The organism is Pseudomonas guariconensis (genome assembly GCF_040822035.1).
Taxonomy (GTDB): domain Bacteria; phylum Pseudomonadota; class Gammaproteobacteria; order Pseudomonadales; family Pseudomonadaceae; genus Aquipseudomonas; species Aquipseudomonas guariconensis.
Map to the genome: position 1 here is coordinate 2,498,037 of NZ_CP162012.1, position 23,507 is coordinate 2,521,543.

The 23,507-nt window shown below is 63.7% G+C and carries 21 protein-coding genes; 12 read left to right on the top strand and 9 right to left on the bottom strand.

The genetic code is table 11. The annotated features are described in order from the left end of the window. Positions 1–39: 39 nt before the first annotated feature. Positions 40–1,131, bottom strand: a complete 1,092-nt coding sequence (locus AB1N67_RS11425) for a diguanylate cyclase (RefSeq protein WP_043213361.1) — start codon at positions 1,129–1,131, stop codon at positions 40–42. A 410-nt stretch (positions 1,132–1,541) separates the two neighbouring features. Between AB1N67_RS11425 and ilvA the strand changes: the two genes are divergently transcribed. Together ilvA and yiaY are read left to right on the top strand one after the other, a co-directional pair. Then, positions 1,542–3,104 carry a threonine ammonia-lyase, biosynthetic gene (gene ilvA / locus AB1N67_RS11430; RefSeq protein WP_102081704.1) on the top strand — a complete coding sequence of 521 codons (1,563 nt, stop codon included), beginning with the start codon at positions 1,542–1,544 and terminating at the stop codon, positions 3,102–3,104. Positions 3,105–3,282: 178 nt separating this feature from the next. Further along, positions 3,283–4,431 (top strand): L-threonine dehydrogenase, encoded by a 1,149-nt coding sequence (gene yiaY / locus AB1N67_RS11435; RefSeq protein WP_367863822.1) that lies wholly within the window; start codon positions 3,283–3,285, stop codon positions 4,429–4,431. A gap of 128 nt (positions 4,432–4,559) precedes the next feature. Here the strand turns inward: yiaY and AB1N67_RS11440 are convergent, their stop codons facing one another. The 3 genes from AB1N67_RS11440 to AB1N67_RS11450 all read right to left on the bottom strand — a co-directional run bounded on the left by AB1N67_RS11440 (position 4,560) and on the right by AB1N67_RS11450 (position 8,010). Beyond that, positions 4,560–5,750, bottom strand: coding sequence for a hypothetical protein (locus AB1N67_RS11440; protein ID WP_043213354.1), 1,191 nt, complete (start codon positions 5,748–5,750; stop codon positions 4,560–4,562). A 61-nt stretch (positions 5,751–5,811) separates the two neighbouring features. Then, positions 5,812–6,279, bottom strand: coding sequence for a VOC family protein (locus tag AB1N67_RS11445; protein ID WP_043213352.1), 468 nt, complete (start codon positions 6,277–6,279; stop codon positions 5,812–5,814). A 111-nt stretch (positions 6,280–6,390) separates the two neighbouring features. Beyond that, positions 6,391–8,010 (bottom strand): NADP-dependent glyceraldehyde-3-phosphate dehydrogenase, encoded by a 1,620-nt coding sequence (locus tag AB1N67_RS11450; RefSeq protein WP_043213350.1) that lies wholly within the window; start codon positions 8,008–8,010, stop codon positions 6,391–6,393. Positions 8,011–8,151: 141 nt separating this feature from the next. Here AB1N67_RS11450 and AB1N67_RS11455 point away from each other — a divergent pair, with 141 nt between their 5' ends. The 4 genes from AB1N67_RS11455 (at position 8,152) to AB1N67_RS11470 (ending at position 11,645) form a co-directional block, all read left to right on the top strand. Next, a complete protein-coding gene (locus AB1N67_RS11455; protein ID WP_043213347.1) occupies positions 8,152–10,395 on the top strand; it encodes a bifunctional diguanylate cyclase/phosphodiesterase in 2,244 nt (747 codons plus the stop codon). 101 nt (positions 10,396–10,496) lie between these two features. Further along, positions 10,497–10,631: a hypothetical protein gene (locus AB1N67_RS11460; protein ID WP_256664376.1), complete on the top strand. Its 135-nt coding sequence runs from the start codon at positions 10,497–10,499 to the stop codon at positions 10,629–10,631. Positions 10,632–10,658: 27 nt separating this feature from the next. Further along, entirely contained in the window at positions 10,659–11,045 is a 387-nt protein-coding gene (locus tag AB1N67_RS11465; RefSeq protein WP_367863823.1) for a low affinity iron permease family protein, read from the top strand. 48 nt (positions 11,046–11,093) lie between these two features. After that, positions 11,094–11,645 (top strand): ATP-dependent Clp protease proteolytic subunit, encoded by a 552-nt coding sequence (locus tag AB1N67_RS11470; protein ID WP_043213344.1) that lies wholly within the window; start codon positions 11,094–11,096, stop codon positions 11,643–11,645. Positions 11,646–11,710: 65 nt separating this feature from the next. On the opposite strand, the gene AB1N67_RS11475 is transcribed toward AB1N67_RS11470, so the two are convergent. The 3 genes from AB1N67_RS11475 to AB1N67_RS11485 form a co-directional block, all read right to left on the bottom strand. After that, positions 11,711–12,109 (bottom strand): NUDIX domain-containing protein, encoded by a 399-nt coding sequence (locus AB1N67_RS11475; protein WP_043213342.1) that lies wholly within the window; start codon positions 12,107–12,109, stop codon positions 11,711–11,713. An 82-nt stretch (positions 12,110–12,191) separates the two neighbouring features. After that, the gene (locus AB1N67_RS11480; protein ID WP_367863824.1) at positions 12,192–16,322 is read right to left on the bottom strand and encodes a CheR family methyltransferase; all 4,131 of its coding nucleotides are present in this window, start codon (positions 16,320–16,322) and stop codon (positions 12,192–12,194) included. Positions 16,323–16,402: 80 nt separating this feature from the next. Continuing rightward, positions 16,403–16,666: a hypothetical protein gene (locus tag AB1N67_RS11485; protein ID WP_090342670.1), complete on the bottom strand. Its 264-nt coding sequence runs from the start codon at positions 16,664–16,666 to the stop codon at positions 16,403–16,405. Between the two features lie 236 nt (positions 16,667–16,902). On the opposite strand from AB1N67_RS11485, the gene AB1N67_RS11490 reads away from it, so the two are divergent. The 3 genes from AB1N67_RS11490 (at position 16,903) to AB1N67_RS11500 (ending at position 18,834) form a co-directional block, all read left to right on the top strand. Next, positions 16,903–17,112 carry a general stress protein gene (locus AB1N67_RS11490; RefSeq protein WP_043213337.1) on the top strand — a complete coding sequence of 70 codons (210 nt, stop codon included), beginning with the start codon at positions 16,903–16,905 and terminating at the stop codon, positions 17,110–17,112. Positions 17,113–17,219: 107 nt separating this feature from the next. Continuing rightward, positions 17,220–18,404 carry a zinc-dependent alcohol dehydrogenase gene (locus tag AB1N67_RS11495; RefSeq protein WP_043213335.1) on the top strand — a complete coding sequence of 395 codons (1,185 nt, stop codon included), beginning with the start codon at positions 17,220–17,222 and terminating at the stop codon, positions 18,402–18,404. 112 nt (positions 18,405–18,516) lie between these two features. Continuing rightward, positions 18,517–18,834, top strand: a complete 318-nt coding sequence (locus AB1N67_RS11500; protein ID WP_232092022.1) for a DUF6555 family protein — start codon at positions 18,517–18,519, stop codon at positions 18,832–18,834. Positions 18,835–18,906: 72 nt separating this feature from the next. Here AB1N67_RS11500 and AB1N67_RS11505 read toward each other — a convergent pair whose 3' ends face one another. After that, a complete protein-coding gene (locus AB1N67_RS11505) occupies positions 18,907–19,074 on the bottom strand; it encodes a hypothetical protein (protein WP_167358052.1) in 168 nt (55 codons plus the stop codon). 196 nt (positions 19,075–19,270) lie between these two features. Continuing rightward, positions 19,271–19,417, bottom strand: a complete 147-nt coding sequence (locus AB1N67_RS11510; RefSeq protein WP_167358054.1) for a hypothetical protein — start codon at positions 19,415–19,417, stop codon at positions 19,271–19,273. Positions 19,418–19,595: 178 nt separating this feature from the next. Here AB1N67_RS11510 and AB1N67_RS11515 point away from each other — a divergent pair, with 178 nt between their 5' ends. From AB1N67_RS11515 to AB1N67_RS11525, 3 genes are all read left to right on the top strand, one after another. Next, positions 19,596–20,444 (top strand): helix-turn-helix transcriptional regulator, encoded by an 849-nt coding sequence (locus AB1N67_RS11515; protein ID WP_043213333.1) that lies wholly within the window; start codon positions 19,596–19,598, stop codon positions 20,442–20,444. A 70-nt stretch (positions 20,445–20,514) separates the two neighbouring features. Next, positions 20,515–22,005 (top strand): aldehyde dehydrogenase, encoded by a 1,491-nt coding sequence (locus AB1N67_RS11520; protein ID WP_367863825.1) that lies wholly within the window; start codon positions 20,515–20,517, stop codon positions 22,003–22,005. Positions 22,006–22,025: 20 nt separating this feature from the next. Further along, positions 22,026–23,408, top strand: coding sequence for an aspartate aminotransferase family protein (locus AB1N67_RS11525; RefSeq protein WP_043213329.1), 1,383 nt, complete (start codon positions 22,026–22,028; stop codon positions 23,406–23,408). The last annotated feature ends 99 nt before the right edge of the window (positions 23,409–23,507 follow it).

Below are 23,507 nucleotides of genomic sequence, written 5' to 3' on the forward strand. Positions count from 1 at the left end.
GCGTTCTTGGCGGGTAAATCGGAGTGCGCAACCCAGCCACTAGGCACCTTTTGCCAGTTGCGCCGACCAGCAGACGAACCGGTCCTTGCCACTGTGCTTGGCTTCGTACAGCGCCTGGTCGGCCCGCACCAGCGCCATGCTCAGGGTGTCACCCTGCTCGACGCGGGTCAGGCCGATGCTGATGGTCACCGGGTGCGCGTTCAGGTCTTCGCGCACCCGCTGACACAGCGCTCCCACTTGCCGCTCGGCACCTTGCTGATCCAGCCCTTGGAAATAGATGGCGAACTCTTCGCCGCCCAGGCGTGCATAGGCATAGCTGGCCATGCTCGCCTTGATGTGCGCGGCCACACGCTTGAGCACCTCATCACCGATGTCATGGCCGAAGCGGTCGTTGACCCGCTTGAAATTATCGATGTCGATCATCGCCAGGTACTGCCCGGATGGGGCCTGTTGCAACTGCTGTTCGGCCTTGAGCATGAACGACCGGCGGTTTGGGATTTCAGTCAGGGCATCGATGTAGGCCTGCTCCATCAGGACCTTGGATAGGTAGAAGTTGTGCAGCTTGGCTTGGCGCATCCGCAAATAGGCGTAGATCACCAGCCCGCAAAGAAACACCGCATAGCTCGTCAACATCGCACCTTCGAGTTCGAGAAACTCGATACGCGTGTGCTGGAAAGGATTGAGCACCAGCCAAGTGATGGCCATGGCACAGAAGAACGACCAACGCTGTACCGGCAGCACCGAAACGCTGTAGAGCACCGTCGACACCCCCAACACCAGCCACACGGGGCGCAGGGCAATGGGAATGCCGTCTATCACCAGGCGCATGCCCAGGGTGATGGTCGCGATGAACATCAGGTTGAGTACGTCGAAATGCTGGCTTTTGCGGATAAACCCAAGCACGACCGTGATGGCGCACAGTGCAGCGAGAAACACCATCGATCGCCAGGTGAATTCCTGATCGCCCAGGTAGCTGACGATCAGGTCGAAGATCAGCCAGATGACGATGCTGACGCTGAATATCAGCAGGCAGAACCGGCGCATGGCCTCGAATTCGTGCTGGCGGAATTCGGCGCGCAGCGCAGCGGGGGCCACCTGCTTGCGCAACTGGTCTTCGATGGTCTTGAACATGCTGGACGGGAACTCCTTGAAGTTCTCTGGTGTTTGATTGGCGCTGTGCTGCAGCGGATGTCTCCGCCCTCAGAGAGTCAAGCCCAGACTGCTCAACTGGTCCAGCCAAGTGCTGGCGTCCCGTCGGGCGAACGTCTGCTACCGCTACCGCGGCGTCGACTGCCGCTCGCCAAGCGCTAGATTGACGCGCTTAATGCCTGGCGGGGAATTTACCTGAAAGAGGAGGTGTTGACTTCCTACGGGGTGGCGGGCTAATTTCCCAACCCATGAACCCATACCTGCAGCGTCGCGCCATTATTATTACCGCCATTATCGGATTGGCGGGCTAGCGCGTACGTGCACCGAACCCGCCCTGGAGGCGGGTTTTTTCTTTCCGACTCCTGGGCCCTCGAAAACACCAGGAGTCATCGATGACCAACCTCAGCGTCAGCCCTCGTAACACCGCCTCGCCCGCGCAGCTGCTTTCAGAGCAGGTGCGCCGCATTCTCAGCGCCCCGGTGTACGACCTGGCCATCGAGACACCCCTGCAACTGGCACCCGCGCTGTCGGCCACCTTGGGCAACCAAGTGCTGCTCAAACGCGAAGACCTGCAACCGACGTTTTCTTTCAAGATTCGCGGCGCCTATACCCGTTTGTCGCGCTTGACCCCAGCCCAGCGCGAGCGCGGTGTGATCACGGCGTCGGCGGGCAACCATGCCCAAGGCGTGGCGCTGGCCGCCTCACGGCTGGGCATGCGGGCGACCATCGTCATGCCGACCACCACCCCGGAACTCAAAGTGCAAGGGGTGCGCTCGCGCGGGGGGCACGTGGTACTGCATGGCGAAAGCTTCCCCCATGCCCTGGCCCATGCCCTGCAACTGGCCGACAGCGACGGCGCGACCTTCGTGCCGCCGTTCGATGACCCGGACGTGATCGCCGGCCAAGGCACCGTGGCGATGGAAATCCTGCGTCAGCAACCCGGCGCCCTGGACGCGATCTTTGTGCCGGTGGGGGGCGGTGGCCTGGTGGCGGGCATCGCGGCGTACGTCAAGTACCTGCGCCCGCAGGTCAAGGTGATCGGGGTCGAGCCAGAGGATTCCAATTGCCTGCAGGCTGCCCTGGCGGCGGGCGAGCGGGTGATCCTGCCCCAGGTCGGTACGTTCGCCGACGGCGTGGCAGTGGCGCAGGTCGGTGCCCATTGCTTCGAGTTGTGCCGCCATTTTGTCGATGAGGTGGTGACGGTCAGCAGCGACGAGTTGTGCGCGGCCATCAAGGACATCTACGACGACACCCGCTCGATCACCGAGCCCTCCGGTGCCCTGGCGGTGGCCGGGATCAAGAAGTACGTGGCCCGCGAAGGCGTCCAAGGCCAGACCCTGGTGGCGATCGATTCCGGCGCCAACGTCAATTTCGACCGCCTGCGTCACGTGGCCGAGCGCGCCGAACTGGGTGAGCAGCGCGAGGCGATCATCGCTGTTACCATCCCCGAGCGCCCCGGCAGCTTCCGGGCGTTCTGCCAGGCGCTGGGCAAGCGCCAGATCACCGAATTCAACTACCGCTATTTTCCTGGGAAGGAGGCGCGGCTGTTCGTGGGCGTGCAAACCCACCCCCAGCACGACCCGCGCGAGCACCTGCTGGCCAGCCTGCGCGAACAGGGCTACAACGTGCTGGATCTGACCGACAACGAACTGGCCAAGCTGCACGTGCGCCATACGGTGGGCGGCCATGCTGCGCCAGGGGCGGATGAGCGGGTGCTGCGCTTTGAGTTCCCCGAGCGCCCCGGGGCATTGCTGGGCTTTCTCGAGCGCTTGGGCAAGCGCTGGAACATCAGCCTGTTCCACTACCGCAACCACGGTGCGGCTGAGGCGCGGGTGTTCGCTGCGCTGGAGGTCCCGGGCGATGAGCTGCCAGGCCTGCCCCAGGCCCTGGATGACATGGGCTATCGCTATTGGGATGAAACCGACAACCCGGCGTATCGGTTGTTCCTGGGCTAGGGCAGCGCTCGAGTGCGGATACATTTCGTGCAGAACCTAGCGCGCAGGGACCGCTTTGCGGCCCTTCAGCGTGTCAGCCACGCTGCGTTTGTAGGCGTGGCCTTGCGCTGGATCAACACCCCTCACTGCAATCAGGCAGATCCTCGAAGACAAACAGACTTTTCGCGAGGGTTCGGCCATGAGCAGCACGTTCTTCATTCCCGCCGTCAACATCATGGGTATCGACTGTCTGGAGGAGGCGATGGCCGCCATCGCAGGTTTCGGCCTGCGCAAGGCACTGATCGTCACAGACCCTGGGTTGGTCAAGGCCGGGGTCGCCGAGCGTATCGCCGGCATGCTGGCCATGCGCGACATCGATTCGGTGGTGTTCGATGGCGCCAAGCCCAATCCGAGCATCGCCAACGTCGAGGCGGGGCTGGCCTTGCTGCGTCAGGCGCGGTGCGACTGTGTGGTTTCCCTGGGCGGTGGTTCGCCCCACGACTGCGCCAAGGGCATCGCCCTATGCGCCACCAATGGCGGTCACATCAGTGATTACGAGGGCGTCGACCGTTCCAGCAAGCCGCAGTTGCCGCTGATCGCGATCAATACCACCGCCGGCACCGCCAGCGAGATGACGCGGTTCTGCATCATCACCGACGAGGCGCGGCACGTGAAAATGGCCATCGTCGACCGCAACGTGACGCCGATCCTGTCGGTCAACGACCCGGCGTTGATGGTCGGCATGCCGCAGAGCCTCACCGCCGCGACCGGCATGGATGCCCTGACCCATGCCATCGAGGCCTATGTGTCTACGGCGGCAACGCCGATTACCGACGCCTGTGCACTCAAGGCCATTACCCTCATCAGCGACAACCTGCGTCAGGCCGTGGCCGATGGTGGCGACCTCAAGGCGCGGGAGAACATGGCCTACGCCCAGTTCCTCGCCGGCATGGCGTTCAACAACGCTTCGCTTGGGTATGTGCATGCCATGGCGCACCAGTTGGGCGGTTTCTATGACCTCCCTCACGGCGTGTGCAATGCGGTGTTGCTGCCCCATGTGCAGCGCTTCAACGCCCAGGTCAGCGCCGCACGGCTGTGTGACGTGGCCAAGGCCATGGGCGTGAAGGTCTGTGCGCTGGATGCCGAGCAGGGCGCTGGCGCGGCGATTTCGGCCATCGAGCATCTGGCGGCGGCGATCGGGATCCCGGCGGGGCTGGCGGAGTTGGGGGCGAAGGTCGAGGATGTGCCGCTGCTGGCGGCCAATGCCCTGAAGGATGCCTGCGGGCTGACCAACCCACGCCCTGCGAGCCAGGCGCAGATCGAGGCGATCTTCAAGGCGGCGTTCTAGGCCAAGTCTTGGGGCGTCTGTACTGACGCTTTGGCGGGTAAACCCGCCCCCACTGGCACCGCGCTGTGCTTCAGGGCAACAGCGAACCTGTGGGAGCGGGTTTACCCGCGAAGAGGGCAGCGCTGGCTTCAGCGCTCGCGCATGAAGAAGCCGGCGACGAACTTGCGGAAGGTCTCAAGGCTCTTGAAGTCGGCGTAGCGCTTGAAGTTCTCGGTGTCTGGCTCAGGTCCGATCGGTTGTTCGAGCAGTGACACCGACAGCACCCGGTCCTGATCCGAGGTCAGCACCAGCTCATCCATCACCTGGCCGCCGATCACCGGCCTGCGCATCAACACCTTGACCCCCTTGCTCGCCATCCAGTCGATCAACGACACCAAGGCTTTGAGCGGCTCGCGCTCTTCGTCGCGGTACACCGGGAACAGGTGCCCACGTGACAGCACCGGGACGCTCGCCACGTGGATCAGCTCGTAGAAATGGCTGCCGGCGGTGGTCGGTGAATAGAGCATCAGTGCCAGCAACGGCCCGCGCGTCTTGCCGCCGTCCCAATACAGGTGGTGGCCCTGGAAGTCAAAGCCGTCCTCGGTGCGGGCGTTGAAGACCTTGCGTCCCTTGATCTGGTCGACACAGTCGAGCAACAACCCATGACGGCGATGATTACCGAAGGCCTTGGCTTCGCGCAGACGGGACTTGAGCATCATCATGTGCTTCATGTCCAGGCGGGTTTCCAAGTAGTTGCTCGCCGGTACACGCTCGACCAGCGGGTAACGGGCAGCCACGCCGCGCAGGTCGGCGAACTGAGCGGTGAGGTCTTTCTTCAGGTGCGTGGCATAGACGTTGAGCCCGCTGGCTTCCATCCAGGTCAGCAGCACCGAGAGCAAACGCTGCTGTTCGCGACGTTCCGTAGCGGTTCCGGCGCTGGCTGGGCCACCTTCGCTGGCAGCGTGGAAGTCGCCCAGCAGACGCAGTGGAGTATCGGGCGCCAGCCACGCGGCAGGTTGTGCGGCCTGCTCAGTGCGCTCACTGGCTTCGCGCTCGACCTTCGTGAACGGGCAGCCCGGAGCGTGCTCGGGGGTGTCAGGGTTGTTGCGCAGGAACAAGGTGCCGGTACTGCCGTTGAGGGTGATGTTGAGCACCGGCAGGGCATCGCGCCGGCAATCGCAGGCCAACCACTGGTTGGCGCTGCGCACTTTCATCAGCCACTGGTTGGCTTGCAGCAGTCGCGGGCCGGCGAGGGCGCCAGTGGCAAAGCCGACCAACAGTTCCTCTTCGGCCGGGGTCAGGCTGCGCACTTGCGCGGCGGTTTTGTCGATGATTCGCATGAAGCAGCTCCAAGCTACGAGCGACAAGCTTCAAGCAAACGCGCCGCGCATTCAACCGTGCTCAGTTGCCGCCGAACATCTTCGCGGCGCGGGCGCGGATTTCGTCGGGGGTGAGGTCTTCTTTGTGGGTGGAGACGAACCAGATGTTGCCGAACGGGTCTTTCAGACTGCCGCTGCGGTCACCGTAGAACTGGTCCGTCACCGCGTGCAGCTGTGTCGCGCCAGCAGCGAGGGCCTGGGCGAAGACCTTGTCCGAATCCTCCACATACAGATGCAGGCCGACACCGGCGCCGGCGAGCTTCTGGCTGGCGGTCAGGCCGCCTTCCATATCGCAGGGATCGCCAAGCATCAGCGAGGAGTCGCCGATCTTCAGCTCGGCATGGCCGACGCGTCCGCCGGGGGCGTCCAGGCGGAACATTTCGACCGCGCCAAAGGCTTTTTTGTAGAACTCGATGGCCTTGGCGGCGTCGTTGATGGCCAGGTATGGGGTAATACTGTGCTGGCCTTCGGGAATGGGTTTGACTGCCATGTTCGATTCTCCTTCGCGTGAGGGCGCCGGTTGGCGCCCTGTTGCTTAGAGTCGTTTGCGCACAGAGAAAATCGACAGGTCGGTTAGATCGATTTTCTATAAGCGCCGGCGTCAGAAGATGTAATCGGTGGTCAGGAAACTCGACTGACGGTTGCGGATGATCTCGCTGATCAGCTCCTTGTTGGCTTGCTGGAACTTGGTCGCCACCAGTGTTCGGATCGAGAACACGCGCAGTGCGTCATGCACCGACAGGGTGCCTTCGGCGCTGTTCTTGCGGCCGTTGAACGGGTAGGTGTCTGGCCCGCGTTGGCATTGGGCGTTGAGGTTGATACGCCCGACCTGGTTGGCGAAGGTGTCCACCAGCATGCCGATGGTCTGCGGGTCGTTGCCGAACAGACTCAGCTGCTGGCCGTAGTCGGAGTCGAGCACGTAGTCGATCACCGTTTGCAGGTCGCGGTAGGGCACCACGGGCACCAGGGGGCCGAACTGTTCTTCGTGGTAGACGCGCATGTCGGCGCTGACAGGGTAGAGCAAGGCTGGGTAGAAGAACGAGCCGCGGCTGAGCCCACCCCCTTCGTTGAGTACCCGCGCACCCTTGGCGGTGGCATCGGCCACTAGACCGTCCAGGTAGTCAATCTTGCCCGGCTCGGGCAGCGGCGTGAGGGCCACGCCTGGCTCCCACGGCATGCCGGGCTTGAGCGCAGCGAGCTTGCGCTGGAACTTGTCCAGGAACGGCTCGACCACGTCTTCATGAACGAACAGGATCTTCAGGGCCGTGCAGCGCTGGCCGTTGAACGACAGGGCGCCGGTCACGGCCTCTTCGACGGCGTTGTCCAAGTCCACCTGGGGCAGGACGATGCCGGGGTTCTTGGCGTCAAGGCCCAGGGCTGCGCGCAGCCGATGCGGGCGTGGGTGTAGCTTCTTGAGGTCGCTGGCGGCTTTGTGGGTGCCGATGAAGGCGAACACGTCGATCTTGCCGCTGGCCATCAGGGCGCTGACCGTCTCGCGGCCACGGCCATAGATCACGTTGATCACCCCCGGCGGGAAGCTGTCGCGAAATGCCTCCAGCAGTGGGCGGATCAGCAGTACGCCGAACTTGGCCGGCTTGAACACGACGGTATTGCCCATGATCAACGCCGGAATCAGCGTGGTGAAGGTCTCGTTGAGCGGGTAGTTGTAGGGGCCCATGCACAGCGCGACGCCCAGCGGTGCGCGGCGGATCTGGCCGAGGGTGCCTTGCTCGAGCTCGAAGCGGCTGGAGCGCCGGTCCAGGTCTTTGAGGGCGTTGATGGTGTCGACGATGTAGTCACAGGTGCGGTCGAATTCCTTTTCCGAATCCTTGAGGTTCTTGCCGATCTCCCACATCAGCAGCTTGACCACCGCCGTGCGCTGCTCGCGCATGCGCGCCAGGAAGGCTTCGACATGCTGGATACGCTCGGCCACGCGCAGGGTCGGCCAGGTGCCTCGCCCTTTATCGTAGGCCTGTACGGCGGCGTCCAGAGCGGTGAGGGCGGTGTCGGCATCGAGCAGCGGCGCACTGCCGAGGATCACCTGGCGTTCCTCGTCGCCTTCCTTTAGCCAGACCGGGCTGCGCACCGTGGCCAATGGGCCGTCCCAGCGGCGCAGTTGGCCGCCGACCAGGTAGTCGCGTTGCTCCAGCGGGGCGCCCAGGCGCCAGGCTTCGGGAATGTCGTCGGCAGCAGGAAACAGCGAATCGAGCAAAGGATCCATGGGTACGGCACCTCACGTTGTTTTTGGCTTGGTGAAACGCTTCAGCTGGTGAGCATGCACCCTGTCGTAGAAAAACACCAGTGTGGCTCAAATTTGCCCCCCGCACGCCGATACAGGATCAATCGAACTCGACCGTGGCCCATGAACACTCTTCAGCTCTCCCTCGATGAACCGGCTCCGCCCGCAAAATGCGCGCTGCGGCGCACGCTCCATCGCCTGTTGCCGGTCGGTTTCGCCGTGGTCGGCATCGGCCTGTCGGTGGTACTTGGACACTTGGACAACCAGCGTGAGGAAAGCGAGCAGATCGCCAATATCTCGGCGCGTTTGTCTGGGGTGCGTGGTGCCCTGGAGGCCCAGTTGCGCGCAGCCTTCGGCGAGGCCGAGGGCATTGCGCAACTGATCGCCACCGATGGCCGCATCAGCGAGGCGCATTTTCAAGGCATGGCCTTCGATGCCCTCGAGTCGGTGCCCTACATGCATCACATCGCCCTGGCTCCGGATGATGTGATCACTGATGTCTACCCGCGTGAAGGTAACCTCGCCATCATTGGGTTGGATTACCGTCGCCTGCCCGACCAGTTCCCCATGCTGCAATCGGCCCGTGAGCATCGCCAAGCGGTGCTGGCCGGGCCGGTCCAGCTGTTCCAGGGCGGCCGGGCGCTGATCTATCGGCGGCCGGTATTCGTCACGGGCAAGCGAGGGGTGAGGTTCTACTGGGGCAATGTATCGATCGTCGCGGATATCGATCGCTTGCTGTGGGCTGCGGGCCTGCGACCGGACATGGACTTCCAGGTGGCGGTCCGCGGTACGGACGGCAAAGGCGCCGAGGGTGCGATGATCTGGGGTGATCCGCATTTGTTCGATGAGCCGCTGCTCAGCCAGGTGGTGGAGGTGCCCGGCGGCCATTGGCAAATGGTCGCCGCCCCACAGGGCGGATGGCCAGTGCTGGGCTTGTTCACGTCGCCGCTGTTCATGTTTGCCTTGACCTGCACGGGGCTGTTCAGCGTGTTCGTCGCTCAGCTCAACGGCAACCAGCGCCTGCTGAAACAGCGTAACCGCGAGCTGCGACAGTCCCAGGCTCAGCTCGAACGCCTGGCCCATTACGACACCATTACTGGCTTGCCCAACCGTGTCTTGTTTCAACGCCAACTCGCCGAGGCGATTGCCCAAGGCCATGGTCTGGCGGTGCTGATGCTCGATATCGATGGCTTCAAGCAGGTCAATGACAGCCTCGGTCATCCGATGGGCGATTTACTGTTGCAACAAGCCACTGCACGTTTTCTGCAGGAACTGCACAGCGCCGATCGGCTCTGCCGTCTGGGCGGTGACGAGTTTGTGTTCATGCTTCAGGGCAGCCAAGGCCAGGTCAATCTCCAGATACAAGCCTTGTTGCGGTGCCTGCAGCGCCCGTTCGACCTCAATGGCAATGCCGCGTTGGTCACCGGCAGCATTGGCGTGGCCCGGTGCCCGCAGCATGGGGAGGACGCCGACAGCCTGCTGCGCCACGCCGACACGGCGATGTACGCGGCCAAGGAGGGCGGGCGTAACGCCTGGCGCCCCTACCAGGCGGAGATGACCGAGCGCCTGCAACAGCGCCTAGAACTGGAGCGCAACCTACGCCGGGCATTGGAATGCGATGAGTTCGAGCTGTGGTACCAGCCCAAGGTGGACCTGTTCAGCGGTCGGCTTGAAGGGGTCGAGGCCCTGTTGCGCTGGCGCGATCCTGACCATGGACTGGTCTCGCCGGGCGAGTTCATCCCCTTGGCCGAGCGCACCGGGCTCATCATCCCCCTCGGTGAGCGGGTGCTGGAACTGGCCTGCGCCCAGCTGGCAGCCTGGCGTGCGGCGGACTGCCTGCCTGGGCCGCTGGCGATCAATGTGGCGGCGTTGCAGATCGAGCGCAGCGACTACGTCGCCAGCTTGGCCACGGCCCTGGCGCGCCACGAACTACCGGCCAGCCTGCTGGAGGTGGAGATCACCGAAAGCCTGCTGATGGAAAGCCAGCAACAGGCCTGTGCGGTGCTGGCGCAATTGCAGGCCATGGGCGTGGTCACGGCGGTGGACGACTTTGGCACTGGCTATTCGTCGTTGGCCTATCTGCGGGCACTGCCGATCGATCACTTGAAGATCGATCGGGCGTTCATCAAGGACCTGCCAGGCGATGATGACGCCGAAGCGGTGGCCCGAGGCATCATCGACCTGGGCCATGCCCTGGGCTTTCGGATCACTGCCGAGGGGATCGAGACCCAGGCGCAGTACGAATTCCTGCGCAACGTTGGCTGTGACCAAGGCCAGGGCTTTTTGCTCGGGCGGCCGATGCCAGCGTCAGTGCTGGAGCGTTGGCTGGCCGACCACCAAACCAAGGGGCGTTCGCTGGGCCTCTGACCGGCTCTGGCGCCATCGTTTTTGAACTTTGCCGCGCTGGGCGATTCCACCGGATGCCGGGGGCGATTTCGTCCGCCCGGCATTGTCAGAGGAGCGGCGCTATGAATACCGATACCGAATTCGACGAACTCAATCAGCTTCCTCAGGCCAGCGAGCGACCCGAGGACGATCCAGAGGTCATGCCCGACGACCCTGACTTGCAGGGCCTGCCAGGCGAGGACAAGCTGCCGGGCTGATGCCGGTAGCAAGGGAGGACCGCCGGCATGAAATTCGACCGTTTCGCCCAATGGCTGGCCAAATGGGCCGGCCGACCGCTGACCTTCGCCATCGCCTTGTTGTTGATCCTGGCCTGGGCCGTGAGCGGGCCGTTGTTCGACTTCAACGACACCTGGCAACTGGTGATCAATACCTCGACCACCATCATCACCTTCCTGATGGTGTTCCTGATCCAGAACACCCAGAACCGCGACAACGACGTCTTGCACATCAAGATCGACGAACTGCTGCGTACTACGCACAAGGCACACAAGGCGCTGCTGGACCTGGAGCACATGGATCCGGCCAAGTTGCACGCCCTGCGCAAGCATTACCAGCAGATGGGCGAGGGCTGCGACGACTTGCCACCGGCCGCCACCGACGAGTCCGACTGACCGTCTGCCCGCTTCACTGGACTGATTTCGCCAACTTTGGAGGCAAACATGGCCAGACACATCATTCACTTCACCGGCCCCATCAATTCATCCACCTGCGGCAACCTGATCACCACCTGCACCCGCGCCCTGCAACAGGGCGCGGATATTCTGCAAATCAACATCGCGACCATGGGCGGGGAGTGCAGCTACGGCTTCACGCTCTACAACTTCCTGCGCTCGTTGCCGGTGCCGGTGCATACCCACAACCTGGGTACGGTCGAATCCATGGGCAATATTCTGTTCCTGGCGGGCGAGCGGCGCACCGCATGCGTGCTGAGCAAGTTTCTGTTCCATCCGTTCCACTGGACCTTGCACGGTTCGGTGGACCACTCACGGATGGCCGAATACGCCATGAGCCTGGACTACGACCTGCGCCTGTATGCCCAGATCGTGGCCGAACGGACCGAGGGGGCTAGCGAAGTGCTCGATGTGCCGCGTTACCTGATGGCTTATCCGCGCATCCTGGGCGCCAAGGAAGCTCTGGCCAGCGGCATGATCGACGCCATCGACGAAATGCCGATCGAGGCCGATGCCTGCCAGCACAGTGTCCATGCGTGATTCGGGCTGATGTGCCCTTTTCGCGGTAAACCCGCGAAGGGGCACCGCCGAAAACCGGTCAAGTATCAACGCACGGATTCAGCCAGGCCACGATCACAGGCGAGTAGCGACTGGATCAGCAGCCTGATGTCATCTTTGAGTTCGGGCACCTGATCCAGATGCGCGAAGCAGCAATCGGCGATCTCGTGGCTGGCCGTGGGCCGCGGGGCGTCGGCGAATTCGGCTTCGAAGACGTAATGCACCCGGGCGGGCGACTCATAGCGCATCAGGAAGGTCAGCTCCCGGGCCCTGAGCCCGGTTTCCTCCAAAAGCTCGCGTTCGGCCGCCTCCACCGGCGTCTCGCCTGGCTCGATCTTGCCGCCTGGCAATGTCCAGGCGGCTTTGGGCTTTCTGACCCATAACCACTTGCGGGTTTTCCTGCCATGGCGGCAGATCACGGTAGCGCGATGCTTGAGGGGCTTCATGCAGACTCCAGGCAAAATCCAGTATTCCTACTGAATTGGGCCTTGGGTGCCAGCTGGAAGTTGTACCCGCCAGGATGAGCGGTCAGTAAGGCTGCGAACCGCTCAATGCCTCGATCGCTTCCACGAGCTCGTCGTAGGCCACCGGCTTGTTCAAATGGCGGTCGAAGCCTGACTGGCGTGATTTGTACTGGTCAGCGCTGGCGCCATAGCCGGTCAGGGCGATGGCGGGTATGTCATGCAGGTGCGGGTGCTCGCGCAATGCCTTGATCAGCGCATGGCCATCCATGACTGGCATGCCGATGTCCGAAAGAATGATGTCGTACTGCCCGTTGGCCGCGGCCTTCAGCGCCGCGCGCGGATCAGTGAAGGCATGGACCTGCGCCCCTTCCATCTCCAGCAGCTGTTGCATGATTTCCAGTACATCCGGTGAGTCGTCCACCAACAGCACCCGGGTATTGTCCAGCCGTGGGGCCATCTGCTGCTCGCCTGGGTTGTGCTGCGGTTGCGGACTGAAGTGGCACAGCGGCAGGCGGACGGTGAAGGTGCAGCCTTTGCCCAGCCCCGGCGAGCTGGCCTGAACGCTGCCGCCATGGGCTTGGGCCAGCTGGCGTACCAGCGACAGGCCGATGCCCAGGCCTTCGCGGCTGTGGCTGGTGACTTGCGGGGTGGCCTGGGTGAACAGGTCGAAGATGTTCTCCAGGCTTTCCTCGCTCAGCCCCAGCCCCTGGTCGATCACCTGCAGCAGCGCCTGTTCGCCGTGGTTGGACAGCACCAGGCGGATCTCGCTACCGGCGGGGCTGAACTTCAGCGCGTTGTTGAGCAGGTTCCAGATGATCTGCTCCAGGCGGGTGATGTCCCCCTCTATGAACAGGGCGTTGTCGTCTGCCGGCAACTCCAGCACCACGTCGCACGGGTGTTGCTCGCTACGCACCACGGCATGGATGTCACGCAGGATGGTGCACAGGTTCACAGGTTCGGTCTTGAGCTTGAGCTTGCCGGTGCGGATGCGTGCCACATCGAGCAGGTCGTCGATGATCCGCGCCTGGCTGGCGACGGCTTCGCAGATGGTGCCGACGGCCTTGCTGGCGGCGCTGGTGTTCTTCACCGAAGGCAGGCGGCGCAAGATTTCGGCATTGAGCTGGATCAGGTTGAGCGGGTGCTTGAGCTCATGGGACATGATGGCGAAGAACTCGTCCTTCATGTGGCTGCTGCTCTGGGATTCGGCCAGTTGCTTGCTCTGCTCCTCGTGCAGGCGCTTGTGGCCGGTCAGGTCACGGGCGATCTTGACGTAGCCAAGCAGGCTAGTGCCTTTGAGCAGGGAAACTTCGCCGCTGCAGAAGAAGCGGCTGCCGTCCTTGCGCACGTGCCAGCGCTCGTCCTGGCCACGACCGTTGAGGCGGGCACCGCGCAGCTCTCGGCTGGGCACGCCGTTGGCGCGATCCTCCTCGGTGAAGATCAGCTCGTAATGGCGGCCGACCACCTCGTCTTTTGCGTGGCCGAAGATCAGCGTGGCGCCGGTGTTCCAGTCGGTGATCACCCCGTGTTCATCGAGCAGGATGATGGCGAAGTCATGGGTGCTTTCAGCCACCAGGCGCATGCGTTCTTCGCCCAGGCGCAGGCGCTCCTCGGCGGCACGGCCTTTGCTGATATCGATGAACGTGAGCACCGTACCGTCGATCTTCTGCTCGTTGGCCCGATAAGGCAGCAGGCGGGCCAGGTACCAGTGCTGGTTTTCACCGCACACTTCGCGCTCGATGGACGTGGTGCCCTGGGCCACGGCGCGGGCATCGTCGGCCAACTCGGGGTAATCCAGCCGGTGGGTGATGTCGAGCAACGAGCGCCCGGTATCCACGGGCAGGATGTTGAAGATGTCGGCGGCGCGGGGGGTGAACCAGCGAATGCACAGGTTACGGTCGACGAACACCGTGGCGATGGCGGTGGAGGCGATCAGGTTGCTCAGGTAGTCGTTGACCTTGTCGGTCTCCTCGACCTTGTTCTTGAGTTCATAGTTGACGGTCAGCAGTTCTTCGTTGATCGACTGCAGCTCTTCCTTGCTGGTTTCCAGCTCCTCGCTGGCCGAACGCAGCTCCTCGTTGATCGCCTGCATTTCTTCATTGGAGGCGGTCAGCTCTTCGCTGGAAATTTCCGATTGCTCGATGGTTTCCTGCAACTGAAGGCGGGTGCGTTGCAGCTCGCGCTCCAGGTTGTTCAGGACCATGCTGTCGGTCTGGCGAATGGCGCTGGTTGGCAGCAGGGAAGGGTCGGGCACGCGCTCCTCGAACACCACCAGCAGGCATTCGCTGCCGCTGGGTTCGTCCTTGTGCGGATGCACGGCGATTTCCACCTGCATCTGGCCCAGTTCTACCGGCCGCGAGGTCACCGCCTCGTTGCCATGGCGAGCCTGGAACAAAGTGCTGCGCAGGGCCAGGCGCAGTTCTGGCAGCACCAGGTTGATCAGGTTCCGGCTGGGCTCGCCGCCGACCAGGTGTAGGAAGCGCCCGACGCCATCGCTCATGTGCAGGATATTGCCGTCGCCATCGAGAATGAGGCTGGGCGGGGTTCGCTTGGCCAGGGCGCGGTGATGCACCTCGGCATAGGAGATCTTCCGGCCGGGACGTAGCTTGGCCTGGCTGTCCTGCAAGGCGACGGATACTTCGGCGCCCGGCAGCTGCCGGCCGGAAGAGCGAATGACCGGTCTGGCCGGGCTTGTGCGGAAGATACGGTTGCGCTTGTCCACCGGGATGAACAGCTCGCTGGCCACATCCACCGATTCGGACGTGCCCAGGAACAAGTGCCCACCCGGGCGCAGGGCGAAGTGGAACATCTGCAGAATGTCGCGCTGCACCTCGCGATCCAGGTAGATCAGTAAATTGCGGCAGACGATCAGGTCGATTTGCGAGAACGGCGGATCGGACAGCAGGTTGTGCCGGGCGAACAGCACTTTTTCGCGGATTTCCTTGCGCACCCGGTAATGCTGGTCTTCCTTGACGAAGAACTGGCGCAGCCGGGCCGGCGGCACATCGGTGACGATCGACTCTGGATAGAGGCCGGTACGGGCGGTGCCGATGGCACGCTCATCCAGGTCGGTGGCGAACACCTGGACCTTCGCTGCGCGCCGCTCCAGCGCCAGTTGCTCGCATACGAGCATGGCCAGGCTGTACGCCTCCTCACCGGTGGAGCAGCCGGCCGACCAGACACGCACCTCGCTTGGTCCCTCACCGCTTTCGCCATCGCTGACCAGCTCCGGCAGGACATGGCGCTCCAGGGATTCGAACGCTTCGCGGTCGCGGAAAAAGTTGGTCACGCCGATCAGCATGTCTGCCAGTAGCTCGGCAGATTCGGCCGGGTGCTGCTCGAGGTAGCGCTGGTAGGCAGCCAGGTTCGGCTGCCCGGTGACGTGCAGGCGCCGCTCGATGCGCCGCAGTACGGTGGCACGCTTGTAGTGCTGGAAGTCATGGCCGGTATTGGTGCGCAGCAGCAGGAGGATTTCATCGAGCAGCGGCTCGGCCTGGGCGGGGTCGCCGCTACGGGTGCCCAGGGCAGGGGGCAGGGTGTCGTCCTCGATGGTCGGCAGCCTCACCTGGCGAGCGTTGCGCCATAGCTCCATGAGCTTTTGCGGCATCTCGGCCACCGGCAGCACGGCATCGACCATGCCCGTCTCCAGTGCCGCCCGCGGCATGCTGTCGTAGAGGGCATCATCGGGGGACTGCACCAGAGTCACGCCGCCCTGTTCTTTGATCCGCGACAAACCTACCGCTCCGTCGGCGCCGGTGCCGGAGAGGACCACGCAAAACGCATGGTCCTTGTGCACATCGGCCAGGTCGCGGAAGAACAGGTCGATCGCCACATGATCGCCCCGGCGACGGTTGGCCGGGCTGACCCGCAGGTAGCCATCGTTGGTGGACAGGCGGTTGGCCGGCGAAATCACGTAGACATGATTGCGCTCGATCGGCACCGGTTCGCTGACCTGCCGCACCGGCATGGCGGTGGTTTCCTGGATGATGCGGTCGGCGACGCTCTGGTGGTCCGCCGACAGGTGCAGCACCACCACGAAGGCCATGTCGCAATCGGCGGGCATTTGCTTGAAGAAAGTGCAGATCGCCTCCAGCCCACCTGCCGAAGCGCCGATGCCGACCACCGGAAAGTCCAGGTGGCTCGGGCTCAACGTCGGATTCTGAGGCGAGGCGACGGCGGGCTTGGAGGATGACTTCATGGGTGCAGCCTTCTGCAGACCTAACGATTCGGCCCATCGAAGCATCGCCGGGCGGTTGATGCGCGATTATAGGCCCGCTCTCAACGGCGCGGCGAGTGCTCTTGGGCCTCGTTGCCCGCGTCGAACGTTCGCTCGATCAGCGCCAGGTGTTCCAGTGCCTCCTGATAGCGTTCGGCCGCCTTTCGCCGCAACGTTTGGTAGCGGTCGAAGCGGCCGGCATCGAGCCCGGGGCGGTCAAGCAAGGCGAAGGCAGTGTGGTCGAGTTGGTAGGCCTGCTGGAGCAGACGGCGGTTCTGTTCCAGGGCGAGTTGTCGGCAGGCGTGGGCGGGGTGGGCATGGATCATGGCACGGTTCCTGGTCGAGGAATAATGGGCGTCCCTGTATGACCGCGCCGCCACTTTCAAAGTGCCAAAAAATCCTCCACCCAGAGACTCGCGTACAAATGTTTGGCTCAAGCATTGTTTGGCGCCACTCGTCCGAGCCTCGACAGACCGATTGAGCAGAGCCTGCCCTGACCGGTTCGGAACTACTGCACGGTGCGATTCCGTGCCCAGCTAATCCACTTGTAAGGAGAAACGACATGGCTCGTGATCAAGAAAACAGCGGACAACGTGGCGGCACCAAGGAAACCAACCCGGGCAACTTCGCCAACGACCGCGAAAAAGCCTCCCGCGCAGGCCACAAAGGCGGGCAGAACTCCGGGGGCAACTTTGCCAACGACCGGGAGCGCGCTTCCGAGGCCGGCCGCAAAGGTGGCCAGCACAGCCACGGCGGCGGTCGCAATCAGTGACGCACGCCCGCTCCAGCCCGGTGTAGTACCTGCCGGGCACCGACCCTGGGCAAGTAGCCACGTGCCGCTTGCCCAGGGTCGTTCCTGTTCTGATGGGAGATTGAAGCATGCGCGCACTCACTTACCACGGCGCCGGAGACGTTCGGGTCGACACCGTACCGGACCCGGTCATCGAGCAGAACGACGACATCGTGCTGCGGGTGACCGCCACGGCAATCTGTGGCTCAGACCTGCACCTTTATCATGGCAAAGTCCCGGCGATGGAGTCCGGTGACATTCTGGGCCACGAATTCATGGGCATTGTCGAGGAGGTCGGCAGCGAGGTGACCGCTGTGCGTCCCGGCGACCGGGTGGTGATTCCCTTCGTGATCGCCTGCGGCAGCTGCTTCTTCTGCCAGCATGATTTGTTCGCGGCCTGCGAGACCACCAATACCGGACGCGGCGCCATCCTCAACAAAAAGAGCATTCCACCGGGGGCGGCCTTGTTCGGCTACAGCCACCTCTATGGCGGTGTGGCCGGTGGCCAGGCCGACTACGTACGGGTGCCCAAGGCCAATGTCGGGCCGTTCAAGGTGCCGGGGCAGTTGGCGGACGATAAGGTGCTGTTTCTTTCGGACATCCTGCCGACGGCCTGGCAGGCGGTTCTCAACGCCGAGGTCGGGCAGGGCGCGTCCCTGGCCATCTACGGGGCGGGGCCGGTGGGCCTGCTGTCGGCGGCTTGCGCACGTCTGCTGGGCGTCGAGCAGATCTTCATGGTCGATGGCTGCGGTTATCGGCTGGAGTACGCACGCCAGGCCTATGGCGTGATTCCGATCGACTACACCCACGATGACGACCCGGCCGACACTATCATCCGCCAGACCGCGGGCATGCGTGGCGTGGATGGGGTCATCGACGCGGTGGGCTTCGAGGCCAAGGGCAGCACCACCGAGACCGTGCTCACCGCGCTGAAACTCGAAGGCAGCAGTGGCAAGGCGCTGCGCCAGAGCATGGCGGCGGTGCGTCGAGGGGGCGTAGTGAGCGTACCGGGTGTCTATGCCGGCTTCATCCACGGTTTTCTGTTCGGCGATGCCTTCGACAAGGGGTTGACCTTCCGCATGGGGCAGACCCACGTGCAGCGCTATCTGCCTGAGCTGCTCGAGCACATCGAAGCGGGGCGGCTCGACCCTTCAGCCATCGTCACCCATCGCCTGGCGTTGGAAGAGGCGGTGCGCGGCTACGAAATGTTCGATGAGCAGCAGGAGCGTTGCCGAAAGGTCATTCTGGTGCCTGGCGCCGCACCGAGCGCCTAGCAAGATTCAGGTATCGGGCCACTCATTCGAATTGTTCGACAATCTTTTGAATCTTCGCGCAAAACCTTGATCCATCTGGATGTCATCCATGGAGAAGAGGAGGGCCCCTACGATGCCAACCCCACAGCTGTACATCATCGACTACCGGCTGCATGGCCAGCCGCGCAGTTTCATCATCCGTCTGGAGCGCATGGACAACGCCGAGGCCTGGCATTGGGCAAGCTGCGATGCTGGGGTGGGGATCATTCCGAAGTTCGGCCGAGAGAAGATCCGCAAGGTAAGCCGGCCCATGGCCGAGCGCTATGGCCTGAGTGACGTGAGCTGGCGACTTTCGGGCAGCGGACCGGCCTTCGTACCGCGGTCGGGCCCAGGCGATGGCCAGGGTCAACCTGAGGTTGGTTCAACCCAGGAAGACGCGGCGACCGCCTGACCTGCGGCTGATCCATGCGGGGCAAGTCTGCATTCCTGCACCTGCAGGGACACAGGCTTGCCCCGTGTACGTTCAGGCTCCCGATTCAGGGTCGCTGGCTGGAACGCCGGGGCGGTTGCCGTCGTCTTCCAGGTCCGGATCGGTATCGGGATCATCGGCGCGGTCGTTGCGCTGATCAGGGTTGAGTTCTGGCCAGTCGTCCTGGACGTTGCCGCCGCCCATCTGCAATGTGGTGTGCATGGTGACCTCCTCGGGTTCGAAAAAAGGGCCCGCCAGAAACGCGGGCCGAACACAGGAGTGGAGGCGAAGCCGTTGCCGCACCTCTCATGGATTGAGAGCCTTGATGGGACGAGTGCGATCGGTTTTTCGTGCAGGACCTGCGACCAACGGTCCTGTGGGGCTTGGCCGTTTACCCGCGAATGGGCCGATACGGCGCTCAGCCATCGGACTGCTCTTCTGGGGGGACCTGGCCTTCCGGCCAGTCGGGGGCCTCCTTCTCCGGTGGTGGCACCGGTTCTCCGGGATTGTGAGGGATGTTGTCCACATAGGGATCGGGATCATTGGGCTGCTTGGGATCTGCCATGACTGGCCTCCGAGACGGGTTGGCTTGCCTGGCATTAGGTTCGTGGGCCGAGGGATGCGTTCACTGCGGCGGTACGAACGGCAGCTCACCCCGAAGGGTGATGGTCGCCCTGGTCAGTGCGTGAAACAATCCCAGCCAGCCACGAACACGTACAACAACCCTGGCGGGGACCTGAGACATGAGCAAAGACCAGCTGAAATCGCCCGACTGGTACGAGCAGATGGCCCGTGTCATCGAGGCCATCGGCACGCCAGGCTTCGTCGAAGCGCTGTTCGGCGCGCTCAACTGCCTGGCCCAATGCCAGGCCATCACAGTGTTCCTCTACCCACGCAAAGGTCTGCCTTCGGCTTTGTTCGAGAAAGACGAAGAGGGCCCTTGGTTGCCTGAAGGCAACGTGCAGAAGTACCTCGAAGGTTATTACCTGCTGTGCCCGTTCTACCGCGCCTGCATGGAAGGGCTGGCCCCTGGCTGCTATCGCCTGAGCGACGTGGCACCGGACCACTTCAAGCGCAGCGAGTACTACCTGTCGTTCTACCAGCACGCGCACCTTGAGGACGAACTCAACTACATCGTCCCGCTCGATGCGCAACTGACCATCGCCGTGGCCCTGGGCAGCACCCGGCGCCTGAGCGCGGCGCAGGTCACCGACCTCAAACGCATCGCCCCGTGGGTGGTGGCGGTCGTGCGCCGGCACTGGGGCCAGCTGGATGCCGACAGCCTGGGCGGACGCTTCGAAAGCGCCCTGGGCCGGCAGATCAACGCCGCCCTGAACAATTTCGGTTCCTCCCTGCTGACCGAGCGCGAATGCCGGGTCGCCCAATACTTGCTGCGCGGCCACTCGACCCGCTCGCTGTCGGAACGGTTGGGTATCAGCGAAGACACGGTCAAGACCCACCGCAAGAACCTCTACACCAAGCTGGACATCGCCAAGCAGTCCGAGCTGTTCTCGTTGTTCATCGATTCGTTGGCCCAGGCTCAGGAAGGCTTGAGCAAGGATCCGCTGGAAAGTTACCTGCGAAGGCGCTGACCGGCCTACCGCATCACCCCACCTACAACCATAACCAGCGGCCGCCCAGGCGGTCGCAAGGGAGTCCTGCGTGCATACATTGAGCGATTGGCAGCAGCGCGCTGCGCAACAAAGCTTCATCGACACCGCGTTGATCGACGGCCGCCGCGTGGCTGCCTGCTCGGGCGCGACCTTCGAGGCCATCAACCCGGCCACTAACCAGCTATTGGCCAAGGTTGCCGCCTGTGGCGAGCTTGAGGTCGATCAGGCGGTGCGCTCTGCCCGTCGGGCCTTCGAGCAAGGCCCCTGGGCCCGCATGGCGCCCACGGCCCGCAAACGCATCCTGCTGCGCCTGGCCGAGTTGATGCTGGCCCACCGCGAGGAACTGGCCCTGCTCGATTCGCTGAACATGGGCAAACCGGTCATGGACGCCTACACCATCGATGTACCGGGTGCGGCGCACGTCTTTGCGTGGTATGGCGAGGCCCTGGACAAGCTTTACGACCAGGTGGCGCCGACCGCAGGCAACGCGCTGGCCACCGTCACCCGCGAAGCCCTTGGGGTGGTGGGGGCGGTGGTGCCCTGGAACTTCCCCTTGGACATGGCCGCCTGGAAAGTCGCGCCGGCCTTGGCGGCCGGCAACAGCGTGGTGTTAAAGCCCGCCGAGCAGTCGCCGTTCTCTGCCCTGCGCCTGGCTGAACTGGCCTTGGAGGCCGGCCTGCCGGAAGGGGTGCTCAACGTGGTGACAGGCCTTGGCGAGCAGGCCGGTAAAGCCCTGGGCCTGCACCCGGATGTGGACTGCCTGGTGTTCACAGGCTCCACGCAGGTGGGCAAGTACTTCATGCAGTACTCGGCGCAATCGAACCTCAAGCAGGTCTGGCTCGAATGTGGCGGCAAGAGCCCGAACCTGGTGTTCGAGGACTGCCGCGACCTGGACCTGGCGGCGGACAAGGCAGCCTTCGGCATCTTCTTCAACCAAGGCGAAGTCTGTTCGGCCAACTCGCGCCTCTACGTGCAGCGCTCGATCCACGACGAGTTCGTCGAACGCTTGCTGGCCAAAGCCCGCGACTGGATGCCGGGCGACCCCTTGGATCCGGCCAGCCGCGCCGGGGCCATCGTCGATGCCGGGCAAAGCGCACGCATCAGAGCGGCCATCGACCAAGCCAAGGCCGACGGCGCACGTCTACTGTGCGGTGGCCAGCGCCTGAGCATCAACGGCTCGGACAACTTCATCGCACCGACGATATTCACCGGCGTGAGCGCCGACATGGCGTTGGCCCGCCAGGAGGTCTTCGGCCCGGTGCTGGCGGTCAGCACCTTCGAGGACGAAGAGCAGGCCCTGCGCCTGGCCAATGACAGCATCTATGGCCTGGCCGCCTCGGTATGGAGCGATGACCTCAACCGCGCCCACCGTGTGGCCCGGCGTCTGAAGGCAGGCACCGTGTCGGTCAACACCGTCGATGCCTTGGATGTGGTGGTGCCGTTCGGTGGCGGCCGCCAGTCCGGCTTCGGCCGCGACCTCTCGCTGCATTCGTTCGACAAGTACACCCAACTGAAAACCACCTGGTTCCAGCTGCGCTGATATTTCTACGGAGAACAACAATGAACGCACCTTTCCAGCCACAACGCGAAACCCGCGACTACCAGAACGCCGATGCCGCCCACCACATCCATGCCTTCCTCGACCAGAAGGCGCTGAACGCCGAAGGCCCGCGGGTCATCGTGCGGGGTGAAGGTCTGCACCTGTGGGACAACGACGGCAAGCGCTACCTGGACGGCATGTCCGGCCTGTGGTGCACCCAGCTGGGCTATGGCCGCAAGGACCTGACCGCTGCCGCCGCCGCACAGATGGACCAGTTGCCGTACTACAACATGTTCTTCCACACCACCCATCCGGCGGTGATCGAGTTGTCCGAACTGCTGTTCAGCCTGCTGCCGGGGCACTACAGCCATGCCATCTACACCAACTCCGGCTCCGAATCCAACGAAGTGCTGATCCGCACCGTGCGCCGCTACTGGCAGGTGATGGGCAAGCCTGAGAAGAAGATCATGATCGGCCGCTGGAACGGCTATCACGGCTCGACCCTGGCCGCCACGGCCCTGGGCGGCATGAAGTTCATGCACGAGATGGGCGGGCTGATCCCGGATGTCGCGCACATCGACGAGCCGTACTGGTACGCCGAAGGCGGCGATCTGACCCCTGCCGAGTTCGGTCGTCGCTGCGCCCTGCAACTGGAGGAAAAGATCCTCGAACTGGGCGCCGAGAACGTTGCAGGTTTTATCGCCGAACCGTTCCAGGGCGCCGGCGGCATGATCTTCCCGCCAGAGAGCTACTGGCCGGAAATCCAGCGCATTTGCCGCCAGTACGACGTGCTGCTGTGCGCCGACGAAGTGATCGGTGGCTTTGGTCGTACCGGCGAGTGGTTCGCCCATCAGCACTTCGGCTTCCAGCCGGACACCCTGTCCATCGCCAAGGGCCTGACCTCTGGCTACGTGCCCATGGGCGGCCTGGTGCTGAGCAAGCGCATCGCCGAGGCACTGGTGGAGCGCGGCGGGGTGTTCGCCCACGGCCTGACCTACTCCGGTCACCCGGTGGCGGCGGCCGTGGCCATCGCCAACCTCAAGGCCCTGCGCGATGAAGGCATCGTGCGTCAGGTCAAGGACGACACCGGCCCGTACCTGCAGCGTTGCTTGCGCGAGGTGTTCGGTGATCACCCGCTGATTGGCGAGATCCAGGGCGCCGGCCTGGTCGCGGCGTTGCAGTTCGCCGAGGACAAGGCCACCCGCAAGCGCTACGCCAACGAGAACGACCTGGCCTGGCAGTGCCGGACCTATGGTTTCGAGGAAGGCGTCATCATCCGGTCGACCCTAGGCCGGATGATCATGGCCCCGGCCTTGGTCGCCAGCCGTGGCGATATCGATGAGCTGGTGGCCAAGACCAAGAGTGCCGTGGACCGCACGGCGCGGGGTTTGGGCTTGCTGTAAGCCGTCGGCAGCGTGATGGGGGGCCGCTTCGCGGCCCCTTCGCGGCTCGAACCGATCCTGTCGATAACGTGCGCTACTGCAGATGAGGGAACCGCTCGA

Excerpts from the sequence above, each read along its gene's own strand:
- AB1N67_RS11460 (WP_256664376.1), top strand. The coding sequence starts at position 10,497 with ATGAATACCGATACCGAATTCGACGAACTCAATCAGCTTCCTCAGGCC.
- AB1N67_RS11445 (WP_043213352.1), bottom strand. The coding sequence starts at position 6,279 with ATGGCAGTCAAACCCATTCCCGAAGGCCAGCACAGTATTACCCCATAC.
- AB1N67_RS11450 (WP_043213350.1), bottom strand. The coding sequence starts at position 8,010 with ATGGATCCTTTGCTCGATTCGCTGTTTCCTGCTGCCGACGACATTCCC.
- AB1N67_RS11525 (WP_043213329.1), top strand. The coding sequence starts at position 22,026 with ATGAACGCACCTTTCCAGCCACAACGCGAAACCCGCGACTACCAGAAC.
- AB1N67_RS11510 (WP_167358054.1), bottom strand. The coding sequence starts at position 19,417 with ATGGCAGATCCCAAGCAGCCCAATGATCCCGATCCCTATGTGGACAAC.
- AB1N67_RS11455 (WP_043213347.1), top strand. The coding sequence starts at position 8,152 with ATGAACACTCTTCAGCTCTCCCTCGATGAACCGGCTCCGCCCGCAAAA.
- AB1N67_RS11495 (WP_043213335.1), top strand. The coding sequence starts at position 17,220 with ATGCGCGCACTCACTTACCACGGCGCCGGAGACGTTCGGGTCGACACC.
- AB1N67_RS11490 (WP_043213337.1), top strand. The coding sequence starts at position 16,903 with ATGGCTCGTGATCAAGAAAACAGCGGACAACGTGGCGGCACCAAGGAA.
- AB1N67_RS11485 (WP_090342670.1), bottom strand. The coding sequence starts at position 16,666 with ATGATCCATGCCCACCCCGCCCACGCCTGCCGACAACTCGCCCTGGAA.
- AB1N67_RS11480 (WP_367863824.1), bottom strand. The coding sequence starts at position 16,322 with ATGAAGTCATCCTCCAAGCCCGCCGTCGCCTCGCCTCAGAATCCGACG.
- AB1N67_RS11515 (WP_043213333.1), top strand. The coding sequence starts at position 19,596 with ATGAGCAAAGACCAGCTGAAATCGCCCGACTGGTACGAGCAGATGGCC.
- AB1N67_RS11470 (WP_043213344.1), top strand. The coding sequence starts at position 11,094 with ATGGCCAGACACATCATTCACTTCACCGGCCCCATCAATTCATCCACC.
- yiaY (WP_367863822.1), top strand. The coding sequence starts at position 3,283 with ATGAGCAGCACGTTCTTCATTCCCGCCGTCAACATCATGGGTATCGAC.
- AB1N67_RS11475 (WP_043213342.1), bottom strand. The coding sequence starts at position 12,109 with ATGAAGCCCCTCAAGCATCGCGCTACCGTGATCTGCCGCCATGGCAGG.
- AB1N67_RS11500 (WP_232092022.1), top strand. The coding sequence starts at position 18,517 with ATGCCAACCCCACAGCTGTACATCATCGACTACCGGCTGCATGGCCAG.
- AB1N67_RS11465 (WP_367863823.1), top strand. The coding sequence starts at position 10,659 with ATGAAATTCGACCGTTTCGCCCAATGGCTGGCCAAATGGGCCGGCCGA.
- ilvA (WP_102081704.1), top strand. The coding sequence starts at position 1,542 with ATGACCAACCTCAGCGTCAGCCCTCGTAACACCGCCTCGCCCGCGCAG.
- AB1N67_RS11425 (WP_043213361.1), bottom strand. The coding sequence starts at position 1,131 with ATGTTCAAGACCATCGAAGACCAGTTGCGCAAGCAGGTGGCCCCCGCT.
- AB1N67_RS11505 (WP_167358052.1), bottom strand. The coding sequence starts at position 19,074 with ATGCACACCACATTGCAGATGGGCGGCGGCAACGTCCAGGACGACTGG.
- AB1N67_RS11440 (WP_043213354.1), bottom strand. The coding sequence starts at position 5,750 with ATGCGAATCATCGACAAAACCGCCGCGCAAGTGCGCAGCCTGACCCCG.